This is a genomic window from Lactiplantibacillus dongliensis (genome assembly GCF_005405105.1).
GTDB lineage: Bacteria > Bacillota > Bacilli > Lactobacillales > Lactobacillaceae > Lactiplantibacillus > Lactiplantibacillus dongliensis.
This window is the reverse complement of sequence record NZ_BJDK01000008.1, coordinates 38099-52371: the sequence shown is the minus strand read 5'-3', so window position 1 is coordinate 52371 and position 14273 is coordinate 38099. Positions and strand designations below refer to the sequence as shown.

Here is a 14273-nt window from a genome sequence, read left to right as displayed (position 1 = left end):
TTGGCCTAAGCCCGAGCAGACCACTCGCACTAAGGCCAACGACACGGCTGAGCATTTTAGCAACCAACCGCTCGGCTAAATTTACTGGTTGAACTAAATAATCAGTAATTTCTGATTAACGCCGGGCGGGCCAGAATTGGCTCAGTGGTGTCATTTATCTTGGTCGGTGATTTTCCGGCTTAGATAAAGCCCGGCTTTCGAGACCGTTCTGTGGCTCGAAAACGCGGCCACCACGTTCCAGCCGATTCTGGACCAACCAGAGTGGCAATTTAAACTCAAGCGGGCCGTTCCTGATTAATTATACTCGAAACCTTACTAGTCCGCAGAGGAATTCCCTGACTTGGGTGGATTTTTAGTCATTTCCGTTCAGATAGCTTATAATTGTTAAGGAGTTATCTTTAATGGCAAGTTAGTGTTTTTAGGGCTGAATTGTCAGATAAGAAGACGTGTGGTTTGTAAGGCTCATATTTTGAATGATTATGACTCAGTCGTTTTGGGGTTCATAAACGTAGCTGCTATGTTGCGGTATCAAGTCCAGTTCGATTGGAACGATAAGTTGAAAGCCACTATATGAACAGATACAAACCACTTAGGAAACTAATCGTGTGTGGCAATCGGGTTGGCAGTCACACACTCTGGAGGTAAAATTCATGGATGATTTAACAACTGGCGTCCCAGTGGCAATCCACCTTGAGACGCAGGCGGTACAAGATGGCGATGCAGCTAACTATGCGTTAGACGTTGATGGTCAGCTCGTTCAGATGGGTGATGCGTTTTATTTACGTTACAAGGAAGAAAGTAAAGATCAGGAGCAGCCGATACCGGTTACCATTAAGCTAGCTGCTAATGGCGATGTCGTGTTGACGCGCAGTGCCGAAAATCGATTACGGCTGCACTTTTCCAACGGTAAGCGAGTGCAAGCGCGCTACCGGACCCCAATGGGCATCCTGCCAGTCGATACAGTCACACCTTTACTACAAGTCCGGTTACGTGAACGCCCATTTTCTGGTGAAGTCAATATCAACTATGACTTGTATGCCGGTGAACAACTAATTGGTAACTACAAGTTGCGATTGCAATTCACGGCTTGATTTGGTATGATGAACTGTAAACTGCGGAAAGGACGTGCACCAGTTTGGAACTAAAACAATTTGATGGACAGAAAAAGTCCGAATTATCTTTAATCGAGGTTGCGCATGCAATTTTGTCACAACATGGTGACGCGATGGCGTTTGCCGATTTGGCGAACGCTGTGCAATCTTATTTGGGTAAAAGCGACGAAGAAATTCGGGAGCGTTTATCACAATTTTATACCGATCTAAATATTGACGGTAGTTTCATTTCGCTCGGTGACAATATGTGGGGCCTGCGTGCATGGTACCCATTTGAATCCATTGATGAAGCTGTGATTCATACCGATGATGATGAAGACGATGATCGGCCAAAACGCAAGAAGCGTAAGAAGGTTAACGCCTTCTTGGCTGACGCCGGCGACGATGATGATGTCATTGATTACGATGATGATGATCCCGAAGACGACGACAATTACGAAGATGAAGACGATTCCGAAAGCGACGATGACGATGATTCCAGTGCAAGTAAGTATGACGAACTTGCCGGTGTGGATGATAGTGATGACGACGCCGCGGATGAAACTTTACCAGATGGCATCGAAGGCCAATTATCTGAATTAAACGATGACGATGATGATGACTTCGATGATGATGACGACGAAGAGCAAAAGTAAGTTGACTGATTTGACTTGACGAAAGTTGAATCAACTTGTATTATCTTATTTGGGCTCTCTGGTAGTCATACTGGAGACATTCAAACGAAATCAAGCTCCCTATTCACTGAATAGGGAGTTTTCTTTATTTAGAGCTAATCCCCACGAAATAAATCTTTAAGGAGTTATCACATGACCAAATATATTTTTGTAACTGGTGGCGTTGTGTCGTCAATTGGTAAAGGTATCGTCGCCGCTTCACTTGGACGCTTACTTAAAAACCGGGGCTTAAAAGTCACGATTCAGAAGTTTGATCCATATATCAACGTTGATCCTGGTACGATGAGTCCTTATCAACATGGCGAAGTTTTCGTTACTGATGACGGGACCGAAACCGACTTGGACTTAGGACATTACGAACGGTTCATCGACATTAACTTGAACAAGTACTCCAACGTAACGACTGGTAAGATTTATTCAGAAGTCCTGCAAAAGGAACGTCGTGGTGATTATTTAGGTGCAACGGTACAAGTGATTCCACATATTACCGACGCCATTAAAGAAAAAATCATGCGGGCTGGGACCACTACTGATTCCGACATCGTCATTACCGAAATCGGTGGGACGGTCGGGGATATTGAATCCTTGCCATTTATCGAAGCTTTGCGTCAGATGAAGAGTGACTTAGGTTCTGACAACGTCTTCTACATTCACACTACCTTGATTCCTTACTTAAAGGCCGCTGGTGAAATGAAGACGAAACCAACGCAACATTCTGTTAAAGAATTGCGGAGTTATGGGATTCAACCAAACATGTTAGTTGTGCGGACTGAAATGCCAATTACCCGGGAAATGCGGAATAAGATTGCGTCCTTCTGTGACGTTGAACCTGAGGCCGTCATTGAATCCTTGGATGTCAAGACAATCTACTCGATTCCATTAAACGTCCAAAAGCAAAATATGGACCAAATTGTCTTGGATCACTTTAACATCAAGGCGCCTAAGGCCGATATGAGCGATTGGGAAGAACTTGAACACCATGTGCAACACTTATCACGGAAGATCAAGATTGCCTTGGTTGGGAAGTATGTGGCGTTACAAGATGCGTATATCTCGGTGACCGAAGCTTTGAAGCATGCCGGCTATACCGACGATGCGGAAATCGAATTAAACAAGATTTCAGCGGAAGACGTGACGCCTGAAAATGTCGAAGACTTATTAGGCGATGCTGACGGTATCTTAGTTCCTGGTGGCTTTGGCGATCGTGGGATTGAAGGTAAGATTACCGCAATCAAGTATGCGCGGGTCAAAGACGTGCCATTCTTAGGTATTTGTCTAGGTATGCAAATGGCTAGTGTTGAATTTGCCCGGAACGTCTTGAACTTAAAGGATGCCAACTCAACTGAAATTGATCCTGACACGCCAGATAACGTGATTGACTTGATGGCTGATCAAGAAGATGTTGAAAATATGGGTGGTACGCAACGGTTAGGGGCTTACCCATGCAAGCTGAAGCCTGGGACAGTTGCGGCCGCTGCTTACCATAACGAAGAAGTCGTCATGGAACGGCATCGTCACCGTTATGAATTCAACAACAAGTACCGCGAAGCCATGGCTGCTAAGGGCATGGTCTTCTCCGGGACGTCACCTGACAATCGTTTAGTCGAAGTAATCGAATTACCAAAGAACCGGTTCTTCGTTGCGTCACAATACCACCCAGAATTCCTTTCCCGGCCAAATCGTCCGGAAGGGTTATTCAAAGCGTTTATTGATGCGGCGAATGCTACGGGAACTACCAAATAAGAGTGTGAACGAGGACGGGTGAAGGTGAGCATTGCCTAGCCAAGTCAATTAGCCGGTGATCTTCCGGCTAGTTGACTTGGCGTAGCAAGCGGAGCCTTCAGTCCGAGTGAACACGTTTCAGCAAAACCAATTCAAAACATAAAGCGTTAGGACGCTCCCAAAGTCCTAACGCTTTTTTGCGCTAAAAAAGCCAGTCACCGTTACCAAAAATTAACCAATTTGAGAATTTTCATCATGAAAACGGTTAAATAACTAAATTTTCGTATTTTATTAGTGATAAAAGATTACAGTTTCCTGATATTGGTTGTTTTTTTGGATGACATTCTTTATTATGGTTATTGATTGTAATTGTACAGTGTGACACTTATTTAGCGAGGAAAGTTATGTTATGAAAAAAATGATTATCCATGGCGGAAAACGACTTTCTGGGGAATTGACGATCGGTGGCGCAAAAAATAGTACCGTCGCACTGATTCCTGCTGCGATTCTCGCAGACACTCCGGTCCGATTTGACACGGTTCCGCACATCTTAGACGTTCACAATTTAAAAATTATTTTGGAATCGATGAATGTCCATTCCACTTTTGAAAACGATGTATTAACGATTGATCCAACTCATATTGAAGAATCCGAATTACCAAGTCACGCAATTAAAAGCCTGCGTGCATCTTATTATTTCATGGGCGCGTTACTCGGGCGTTTTAACCGGGCAACCGTCACTTTTCCAGGCGGGGACAATATTGGTCCTCGGCCGATTGATCAACACATTAAAGGGTTTAAAGCACTCGGGGCGAATGTCGTCGAAAAAAACGACTCCGTCTTTATTTCAACTGGGACTGAAGGGTTACATGGCGCCCGTATATTCTTAGACGTGGTGTCGGTTGGGGCGACGATTAATATTATTTTAGCCGCCGTTAAAGCCCATGGCACAACCACGATTGAAAACGCCGCCAAAGAACCTGAAATCATTGATGTGGCGACTTTCTTAAACAACATGGGTGCGAAGATTCGTGGCGCCGGGACGGATGTCATCCGGATCGAAGGCGTCGATTCTCTACGCGCACGGGCCACGCACACCATTATTCCAGATCGCATTGAGACTGGGACCTACCTCTCATTGGCAGCGGCCATTGGTGATGGCATTTTACTTAAGAATGTCATTCCTGAACATATGGAATCGTTTACGGCCAAAATGCTCGAAATGGGTGTGGGGTTACAGATTAACGAAGACAGTATTTACGTTCCGCGGGTTAGTGACCTTAATCCAGTGCGCGTAAAAACAATGACGTATCCTGGTTTTGCAACTGATTTGCAACAACCGATTACGCCGTTATTATTACGGGCTAACGGCAATAGCGTCGTGATTGATACGATCTACCCACAACGAACGCAGCATATTGCACAATTACGCAAAATGGGCGCGGATATCCGTGTGCAAGATAATTTAATTGTGGTGGGACACTCTTCCCATCTACAAGGGGCGCATGTCGAAGCGGGCGAAATCCGTTCTGGCGCGGCCTTAATGATTGCTGGCTTAATTGCTAGTGGCACCACAGAGATTTCACGTGCCGACAATATTTTACGTGGCTATGACCGCGTGATCGATAAGTTGCATACGCTGGGAGCGGATGTAGAGATTGCCGCTGACGAGATCAGAGTGTGAGGTAAGCCGGGTGGGGATGAGCATTGCCTAGCCAGATAATTATCCGGTGTTTTTCCGGATGGTTATTTGGCGTAGCAAGCGGAATCCCCAGGCTTACCGAGCACGTTTCGGCAAACGACGACCAGCTGAGAAAGAGCAGTGATAATGGATAAAATTTTAACGATGCACGATCTTGAGCAAAAGACGCTCAAGGAAATTTATACGTATGCGCGCGACTATAAGATTCAATACTATTCTCAAATGAATAAAAAAGAATTGTCACTAGCCGTGCTGCGTGCCCAAGATAAAAAGCGCGGCTTTGTCCAAATGGAAGGTGTTCTCGAAATTATTGGACAAGAGGGCTACGGCTTTTTGCGCCCCATTAATTATGGTCCCTCCCAAGAAGACATTTATATCTCGCAGTCCCAGATTCATCGTTTTGGGTTGCGGAATGGGGATTATGTGGCAGGACAAGCCCGGCCACCGAAGCCTAATGAACGGTATTATGGCTTGATGCGAGTCGGAACCGTTAATGGAAAAGACCCCAATGAAGCTAAGCAACGGCCCCACTTTCCAGCCTTAACGCCGTTATATCCTGAAAAGCAATTGACCTTAACCACAACCAAGTCGGTGTTATCGACGCGCTTAATTGATACTTTTGTGCCGATTGGGTTTGGCCAACGGGGCTTGATTGTCGCACCGCCTAAAGCCGGTAAAACGACACTGTTAAAAAACATTGCCAATGGGATTATGACGAATTATCCAGACGTTAAGTTAATTATGTTATTGATTGATGAACGGCCAGAAGAAGTGACTGATCTAGAGCGGTCGATCAAAGGGGAAGTCGTGAGCTCAACCTTTGATCAACAGCCGCAAAATCATGTCCGCGTCGCTGAATTAGTCTTAGAACGCGCCCGGCGCTTAGTGGAAGACAAGCAGGATGTGGTCATTCTACTAGATTCGATTACCCGGTTAACTCGGGCCTATAACTTGACGATGCCGTCAAGTGGGCGCACGTTATCTGGTGGACTGGATCCCACGGCGTTCTATAAGCCCAAACGGTTCTTCGGTTCAGCGCGGAATATTGAAGAAGGCGGTAGTCTGACGATTTTAGGGACCACCTTAGTTGATACCGGTAGTCGTATGGACGATATGATTTATGAAGAATTTAAGGGGACTGGGAACTCTGAACTACAGTTATCCCGTGAATTAGCAGAACGTCGGGTTTTCCCAGCGTTAGATTTGAAACAATCCAGCACGCGTAAAGAAGAATTATTGCTTAGTCAAGCGGCGTTAGAGCCAGTCTGGCAGATTCGGCGTTCAATGACCGGCAATGCGTTGGAATACACGGAGCAGTTGTTACAATTCTTAAAGCACAGTGACACCAACCAAGCCTTTTTACATGACTTGAGTGGTTTGAAGTTTAATGGGCAGTCGACCCGGCGACCACGGCGATAATTGACTGGCTGGGAGGCTTGACGCTGAGCTAGGATTCATGATAAGATGTTTAGCGTTGATTAAAACTATGATAATCTCTGTTTCAGCAAATGATTCAGGGCAAAGGAGCGTAATATTATGCAAAAAGGAATCCATCCAGATTACCACAGCGTTGTTTTCCAAGATTCAACGACTGGTTTCAAGTTTATCTCTGGTTCAACTGCAATGTCAGCTGAAACTGTTGAATGGGAAGATGGTAACACCTACCCATTGATCCGTGTTGAAGTTACGTCAGATTCACATCCATTCTACACTGGTAAGCAAAAGTTTACCAAAGCCGATGGTGCGGTCGATCGTTTCAACAAAAAATACGGTCTCAAATAATCAATTTGATATCAATTCAAGTCAATCGGCAGTGTCGGTTGGCTTTTTTTTTGCGTTTAAAAGTAAGCGCTTAATGGTACACTATTAAAAAAGATAACGGAGGGATGTTATGTTAACGATTCGACCAGAACGACCAGCTGATTACGCAGCGGTTGAGCAACTGACCCGGCAGGCTTTTTACAACATGTATATGCCCGGCTGTGTGGAACATTACTTGGTACACACCATGCGAACTCATCCCGACTTTATTCGAGAATTGGATGATGTCTTAGTTCTAGATGGGCAAATCATTGCTAATGTCATGTATACCAAGGCGCAGTTAACCACGCCAACGGGTGAAGTAAAACCGATTGTAACTTTTGGACCATTAAGTGTGGCACCGGCTTTTCAGCGGCAAGGTTATGGCAAGCAATTATTGAACGCGTCGTTTAAGCAAGTCCGGGCATTGGGCTATCCGGCAATTGTGATCTTTGGTGATCCGAATAATTACGTGGGTCGTGGTTTTAAGAGTTGTCACCAATTTCAGGTGGGTTTACCAGATGGCAAGTTTCCGGCGGCAATGTTAGTTAAAGAATTGGTACCTGGTATTCTGTCTGGAAAAAGGTGGCACTATACCATGAGTTCGGTAATGGACATTGATGTGGCCGCCGCTCAAGAATATGATGATCATTTGCCACCAATGAAGCGACAATGGCAACCTAGCCAAGAGGCATTTAAGATTATTAGTCAGGCTTATTTGACGGATTGAATTTTTGAATGGTCAAAACAAAAAAACTGCCAATTGGCAGTTTTTTTTTGTTTAGTAGCGGAGTAAGGCGAGGGCCGCCGTCTCGATCGGCATCCGGTCAGCTGGGATGATCCGGACTTGTCCTTGGCGACTCATAACAACGTCCACTAAGTCATCGATTAAGTTGTCTGGTAGTTGTAGATCAGTTTGGACACTACCGTCCGGCTTGATGGTACCACCAACTTGGGCGTTAGCGGCTACAATCAAGGTATCAATCCGGCCATCCAGGGCGGGACGGATCATATCGAACGGATCGTTTAAGGCCCGTTGTCGCGACTGGGCTTGGTCGTAACGATCCAATAAGATATCAGTCAGTCCAGTGCGCCACTGGTTCTGAACGGGCGTTGTGGCGACGGCAATCTCGGCTAGACTCAGGCCGTTAGGGGACCGTTCAATCATCAAGTGCTGAGAAAGATAGGGGTTCTTGCTCAACTTGCGGAAGACAGCTTGGTTATGCGGCAAGCCCATTAAGATTAGCGGCCGTTGCGAAGCTTGCGAGTGAGCCGCTAGCAAGTACTGGTCAACTTGTAAGTAGTAATTACGTTGATCCACCGCGCGTTCTTCAGCCTTAGCGTTGTGACCATGGTAGTTCACACCATGCACGGGACTGGAATTAAAGTTCAAGTCACCGCCACGTTTTTCAGTTCCCAGAGTTCCCTTTAAGGTTGTTGGCGCGTCGATTGGCAAGTCTAAGGCCACCAGTTCGCCATGGCGTTGCTGGTACAGTGCCATTGAGTCTTCATTTAAAGCCAACAGGTCAAAGTCGAATTGTTGCTGGCGATCGGCTAAGATGGGCCGGATCGCCGGCATACTATTAACGATAACTTGAGTGTCGGTAGGCGTTTGTAAGTCGAAAATCAGACAAGTTTCGGCATTCGCAATCAAACCGGTTTGTGGGCCGGTATGTTGTAGCCAAAAGCTGTTGTCATTTGCTAGCCGGTCAAATTGAGCTTGGAACGGCTGGAAACTGGCTTTCGGAAAGCGTTGGGCCAATTGTTGCTGGGCGTCAGCCACCAGCTGTTTGAGTTGCAAGCGGCGGCGGTTCAAGTCGTTTAAGACGGCATCAGTATTCAGATAGATGGCGATGAATGGTCCAGCATCGCGTTGTTGCATCAAGTGTTGTAGATCATTTTTTACCATAGTATCCATAGGTCCAACCTACTTTCTTTATTTGTTGATCCTAGCATATCAGAAAGTAATATAATTACGCAAGCATTATGAACTTCATAAGAAAAATATAATTATTTGCCTGGGTTAATTATCTGGTGTTTGATTAGCTTAATTAGTTGGTTGGCAAGTTTACTGCAGCTTTAAGCGGTAATTGGTTACCAGTAGCCAAAGGTAGTTAGCCGCAAGTTACCGCTAACTAACTGCTTCAATCAGAGCAGCAAGCTAAATCTGATTAGTCCCGCAAGTAGTTATCGCAAGCTTATCAATGATCACAATTATTTAGCCGATTGGAGGACGGGAAATCAGGACTCGCGACTTTTCTATTGTCGTAAATTAGGGTATATTTACCGTAGACCGCTTTAGGTTGAGTGGTTAGTCTAATGGAAGGCGGGAAAGAGTATGAAATCAAAACAACATCCCGGTTTAAAATGGCTGGGGCGAATCGTGTTCGTGCTTTTGATAGCGCTGTCGCTAGCGTTGATCTTTAACGAACAAATAAAAAGTTGGTTGGTGAGTTCATATGCGCCGACCGTGACAGCTAAATCTGTCAAAAAGAATCAAACGAAAAAAGGAAATTTTGATTTTTCGAAAGTGAAGTCGTTGGATTTTCAAACGGTCGCTAAAGCCCGGATGAATAAAAGTTCGATTCACGTGATTGGGTCGATTGCGATTCCGTCAATTGACTTGTACTTGCCGATTGGTAATGGTGTCAGCAACGAAACGTTAGCGTTAGCTGCGGGAACGTTGAAAGCTGATCAGACGATGGGGAGTGGTAACTATGCGTTGGCTGGCCATCATATGATCAAGCATGGCGCCTTATTTAGCCCCCTCTACTACAAGAGCAAAGTGGGGCAGATGATTTACTTGTCGGATATGTCGCATATCTATGAATATAAAACAACGCAACGCAGCTTTATTGCCGCCACGGATGTCCAAGTCATCGATGATGTGCCGGGGAAAAAGCTGGTGACCTTAATTACGTGTGATAAGACTGGGGCAGGTCGGCTGATGATTCGTGGGACGTACGTAAAAAAGTGGCAATTCCGTCAAGCACCAACCCAGATTCAGAAGTCATTTTCGAGTCACTTTAATAACAAATATTAAATTTAAGCCGGCCTATGTTGTTGACCCAAGTTTCACGTTACAATAATGATGAGGTTTATTAGACAAGGAGGGTTCACTTGATGGTAGGTTTAATAATTATTGCGATTATCCTCGTGATTGTGGCCATTTATGCGATTATCTATAACGGCTTGGTCAAAGCGCGGATGTATACGCAAGAAGCATGGAGTCAAATTGATGTTCAGCTCAAACGACGGAATGATTTAATTCCCAACTTGGTTAGCACGGTTAAAGGCTACGCCAAGCATGAAAAGACGACATTGGAACAAGTTGTCTCGTTACGTAACCAGATGACCCAAGTTCCAGCTGGGGACCATCAACAGGCAATGGCACTTTCAGACCAATTGACTAATTCTCTAAAAAGTATCTTTGCGTTAGCCGAAAGTTATCCAGATTTAAAGGCTAATCAAGAATTTAGCAAGTTAATGGAAGAATTGACGAATACTGAAAATAAAATTGCGTATTCACGTCAACTTTTCAACTCCAGTACGGCTAGTTACAACATGAAGTTACAACAATTTCCATCTAACTTAGTCGCTGGGATTCATCACTTTCAAAAGGTTGACTTTTTGGCGGTTCCTGAAGCTGAAAAGGAAGCTCCAAAAGTCTCATTTGATGATCAAGATTAGAGGTTTTGCCCATGTTATTTGAGCAGATAGCCCGCAATAAGCGGCACACGGTTTACGTGATGGCCGCTTTTGTCTTGCTAGTGGCCGTGATTGGGGCGGCGGTCGGTTATGTCTTTTTTGACAGTACCGTAGCAGGACTCGTGATGGCGCTCGTGGTGGCCGTCATTTATATGGCCATTATGTTGGGACAATCGACCGACGTGGTGATGGGCATGAATCATGCCCGGGAACTGCACGGTGAAGCTGATGATCCTGAATTATGGCATATTGTTGAAGATATGGCATTGGTTGCTAAAGTCCCGATGCCGCGCGTTTTTATTATTCAAGATGACAGCCCGAATGCGTTTGCCACGGGGAATAATCCCGAACACGCGGCGGTTGCGGTGACGACTGGGATTCAAGCGCGGTTGAATCGTGAAGAGATGGAAGGCGTCTTAGGCCATGAATTGACCCACGTGCGTAATTACGATATTCGCTTACAAACGATTGCCTTGGCCTTGACTGCGGCCATTAGCTTACTCGTCAATTGGGGGATGAACGCCTTTTGGTGGGGCGGTGGCCGACGCCGGCGAGATAATGACCGTGATGGCAATGGCAGTGCACAAGCCTTGCTGATGGTGTTAGCTATTGTGGTGATTATCCTGGCACCGTTAGCGGCTAGTTTGGTGCAATTGGCATTGTCACGTAATCGCGAGTATCTGGCCGACGCCGGGAGTGTCGAGTTGACGCGGAATCCATTGGGGTTAATCAATGCCTTGCAGAAGATTGATGATAGTCAACCGATGCAAGCAGCTGATCCTAGCAGTGCGGCCCTTTATATTTCAGATCCGTTTAAAGCTAAAAAGTCTTGGGCGCATTTATTTGATACCCACCCGCCAATGGCTGATCGGATCGAACGTTTAAAAAAGATGTGAATCAAGCCAACTATTTCACGCGGAACGGCTTATAATGTAAGTAACAAATAGACAGTTGAAAGAGTGAGTCGATTGCAACGCAGATATATTTACGCCAATTTAGAAAAAATCGATAATTTAGTGTTTGCCTATGGGATTGACCAGAGCGATTTTGTGCATGGCATCAAACGGCTGCCGAGTAATCTAGTCTCGCTAGTCGGGGTTGACGATGAAGTGCACGCCGTCAATGCCCACACTGGGTTGAATGTGATTAATGACGAAAATGACATTCGTCGTTTTTTACTGCAGAGCCATACTGAGCAAGTTAAATGGATGGACTACGATGAAGTCGGTGACTTAGACTTTTTGACAGCTACCGAAATTGCTGAGTTATTATATTTAGGCCACATGAATCGACCAATCCGCTCGCCTTTTAATTATAAGCTGCGTAATCACTATGTTTTTTTGGAACAACGTAATGGTGGGATCAAGTTGTACTGTTACTACTTGTCGGCATTTAGCCACGTACTCAATGCGTCGATTTTACGCCATACGTTAGCGGCTTACCGCGGCCGGCGAATGTTTATGCGAACAATTAGCGTGCCACGGGTACCAGAGCCGATTATCAAGCAACTAATGCATTTAATGTCGGATGGCTTGTTTATTTACTTTGATCAGTCGATGGTGCGCCAACGTCAGTTATTAGTGCCAGTGCATACAGAGATTGCCAATGACGACATCGAAGTGTTTGATCCGGCGCGTAATGACGACGGTCGCCACACTCATAATGTGGCCACGTTGACGTTTAACTTGGTTTCGAGTCAATGGGGGCTGACGGTGCACGATGCCGGCGCCTTTGAGGATCATTTATAAGATGATTAAGAAGCGCAGAACAGTGGGTTAAGCTGGGACTGCGCTTTTACTTTTGCCCTTAGTTAATGCCGGCACTTGGCCAGTATCCGCGGATTGAGTGGCAATTTTTGCGAGTCCGTAGAGTCCCACTCGTCAAAGTGGTATAATTTTCAATGCGATAGTCAAATTTAGTTAACGCTAAATCTGCAACTAATCGGTTTAAAAAAGCTGTGCTAGTCAGGAATACGGGTTCACTAATTAATGAGAACCGTGAATGGAGAGTTATATCATATGAAGATGCAAGTTACCGAAATTGCGAAAGCAGTTCAAGCTGTGAATGCGGCGCAAGTCTGGCCAGACGTCAATGTGACGGGTGTGGCCTTTGATAGTCGACACTTAACAGCAGGCGATTTATTTGTGCCGCTCACGGGAACCAATGATGGTCATGACTATATTCAAAACGCAATTGATCATGGGGCGGTGGCAACTTTATGGGCAACTGATCATACTGATAGTGCACCAAGCGAGTTACCTGTTATTTTGGTACCAGATACGTTGACGGCGTTACAACAACTGGGTCAGTATTATTTACAAAAGATCAATCCTAAGGTAGTTGCGGTCACTGGTAGTAACGGTAAGACAACGACCAAGGATATGATTGCTAGTGTGTTAAGTACGCAATTCAACGTCACGAAGACACATGCTAATTTCAATAACCAAATTGGGGTACCAATTACGTTGTTGAGCATGGAACCTAACACGGAAGTCGTCGTGGTTGAAATGGGGATGGATCACTTTGGTGAACTGGACTTTCTGAGCAACTTAGTCCAACCAGACGTGGCAGTGATCACGATGATTGGGGAAGCACATATCGAATTCTTTGGTACGCGCGATAAGATTGCGGATGCTAAGATGGAAATCGTCCACGGCTTAAAAGCGGATGGTACTTTTATCTATAATGGTGATGAACCATTGTTGCAAGCGCGGGCAAAAGATGTGGCTCAACGTCAACGGACCTTTGGCATAAACGCTGACAACACGCTGAGTGCCAGCGCGATTGAGACCAGCCGGGCGACGACTAGTTTTACGGCTAGTCTTTGGCCAGAAGCGCCCTTTACGATTCCAATGATGGGCGCCTACAATGTGAATAATGCCATGGCAGCGTTGTTAGTTGCCGATACGTTCCACGTGCGGGAAAATCCAGCGCAACAAGCGTTAGCTAAGTTTGTACCAACTGAAAACCGAACCGAGTGGCTAACCGGTCATAATGGTGAAGCGATTTTGAGTGATGTCTACAATTCTAATCCTACCGCGGCCAAGCGCGTCTTAGCAGCCTTTGCGGCGACGCCGGTTACCGGCCAACGCATTGCCGTGTTAGGGGATATGTTGGAATTAGGCGACCAAGCTGATCAGTTACATGCTAGTTTAGCAAGTGAATTGGATCCAGAAACCATTCAAAGTGTGTATTTGAATGGGGAACACATGCAGGCTTTAGCGACTGATCTAGCGGCGAAGTACCCCGCCGCCGCGATTCACTATTATCCAACGCATGAACAACCACAATTAATTAATGATTTAAAACAAGCCGTAACCGCTGATGATGAAGTCCTATTAAAGGGCAGTCACGGGATTCATCTAGAGAACGTTTTGGCGGCATTAGAAGTTTAATGAAGTATTGCCAGGCACGAATTGGTCAGTTGACTGATTCGTGCCTTTTTTTGTTTTTAGTGCTAGTTAACAAATAGAGCGGCTAATAGTAGTCATACTAGTAAAACGTGTGGGAGATAATTTTTAAATATGCGGTTTACTAGCGTAGGGCGGACTGGAT

Annotated in this window: 13 protein-coding genes; 12 read left to right on the top strand and 1 reads right to left on the bottom strand. The window is 45.4% G+C overall.

The annotated features are described in order from the left end of the window. Positions 1–650 precede the first annotated feature (650 nt). The 7 genes from FFM80_RS04175 (at position 651) to FFM80_RS04145 (ending at position 7740) form a co-directional block, all read left to right on the top strand. Positions 651–1091: a YwiB family protein gene (locus FFM80_RS04175; RefSeq protein ID WP_137639648.1), complete on the top strand. Its 441-nt coding sequence runs from the start codon at positions 651–653 to the stop codon at positions 1089–1091. A gap of 44 nt (positions 1092–1135) precedes the next feature. Next, positions 1136–1747, top strand: a complete 612-nt coding sequence (rpoE, locus tag FFM80_RS04170; RefSeq protein WP_137633733.1) for a DNA-directed RNA polymerase subunit delta — start codon at positions 1136–1138, stop codon at positions 1745–1747. 171 nt (positions 1748–1918) lie between these two features. Further along, on the top strand, positions 1919–3529 hold the full coding sequence (locus FFM80_RS04165; RefSeq protein WP_137639647.1) for a CTP synthase: 1611 nt from the start codon (positions 1919–1921) through the stop codon (positions 3527–3529). 388 nt (positions 3530–3917) lie between these two features. Continuing rightward, a complete protein-coding gene (locus tag FFM80_RS04160) occupies positions 3918–5192 on the top strand; it encodes a UDP-N-acetylglucosamine 1-carboxyvinyltransferase (protein WP_137633731.1) in 1275 nt (424 codons plus the stop codon). A 144-nt stretch (positions 5193–5336) separates the two neighbouring features. After that, positions 5337–6629 carry a transcription termination factor Rho gene (gene rho, locus FFM80_RS04155; RefSeq protein ID WP_137639646.1) on the top strand — a complete coding sequence of 431 codons (1293 nt, stop codon included), beginning with the start codon at positions 5337–5339 and terminating at the stop codon, positions 6627–6629. A gap of 117 nt (positions 6630–6746) precedes the next feature. After that, positions 6747–6992: a type B 50S ribosomal protein L31 gene (locus FFM80_RS04150; protein WP_137639645.1), complete on the top strand. Its 246-nt coding sequence runs from the start codon at positions 6747–6749 to the stop codon at positions 6990–6992. 109 nt (positions 6993–7101) lie between these two features. After that, positions 7102–7740 carry a GNAT family N-acetyltransferase gene (locus tag FFM80_RS04145; protein ID WP_137639644.1) on the top strand — a complete coding sequence of 213 codons (639 nt, stop codon included), beginning with the start codon at positions 7102–7104 and terminating at the stop codon, positions 7738–7740. 51 nt (positions 7741–7791) lie between these two features. On the opposite strand, the gene FFM80_RS04140 is transcribed toward FFM80_RS04145, so the two are convergent. Then, positions 7792–8928, bottom strand: coding sequence for a baeRF6 domain-containing protein (locus FFM80_RS04140; RefSeq protein ID WP_137639643.1), 1137 nt, complete (start codon positions 8926–8928; stop codon positions 7792–7794). Between the two features lie 420 nt (positions 8929–9348). Here FFM80_RS04140 and FFM80_RS04135 point away from each other — a divergent pair, with 420 nt between their 5' ends. The 5 genes from FFM80_RS04135 (at position 9349) to FFM80_RS04115 (ending at position 14113) form a co-directional block, all read left to right on the top strand. Next, complete coding sequence (locus FFM80_RS04135; RefSeq protein ID WP_137639642.1) at positions 9349–10053, top strand: class A sortase; 705 nt, start codon at positions 9349–9351, stop codon at positions 10051–10053. 80 nt (positions 10054–10133) lie between these two features. After that, positions 10134–10700 carry a LemA family protein gene (locus FFM80_RS04130; RefSeq protein ID WP_137639641.1) on the top strand — a complete coding sequence of 189 codons (567 nt, stop codon included), beginning with the start codon at positions 10134–10136 and terminating at the stop codon, positions 10698–10700. 11 nt (positions 10701–10711) lie between these two features. Next, positions 10712–11614, top strand: coding sequence for a zinc metalloprotease HtpX (gene htpX, locus FFM80_RS04125; RefSeq protein ID WP_137639640.1), 903 nt, complete (start codon positions 10712–10714; stop codon positions 11612–11614). 63 nt (positions 11615–11677) lie between these two features. Continuing rightward, positions 11678–12466, top strand: coding sequence for a hypothetical protein (locus tag FFM80_RS04120; RefSeq protein ID WP_171001026.1), 789 nt, complete (start codon positions 11678–11680; stop codon positions 12464–12466). A gap of 270 nt (positions 12467–12736) precedes the next feature. Next, the gene (locus FFM80_RS04115) at positions 12737–14113 is read left to right on the top strand and encodes a UDP-N-acetylmuramoyl-tripeptide--D-alanyl-D-alanine ligase (RefSeq protein WP_137639638.1); all 1377 of its coding nucleotides are present in this window, start codon (positions 12737–12739) and stop codon (positions 14111–14113) included. Positions 14114–14273 lie beyond the last annotated feature (160 nt).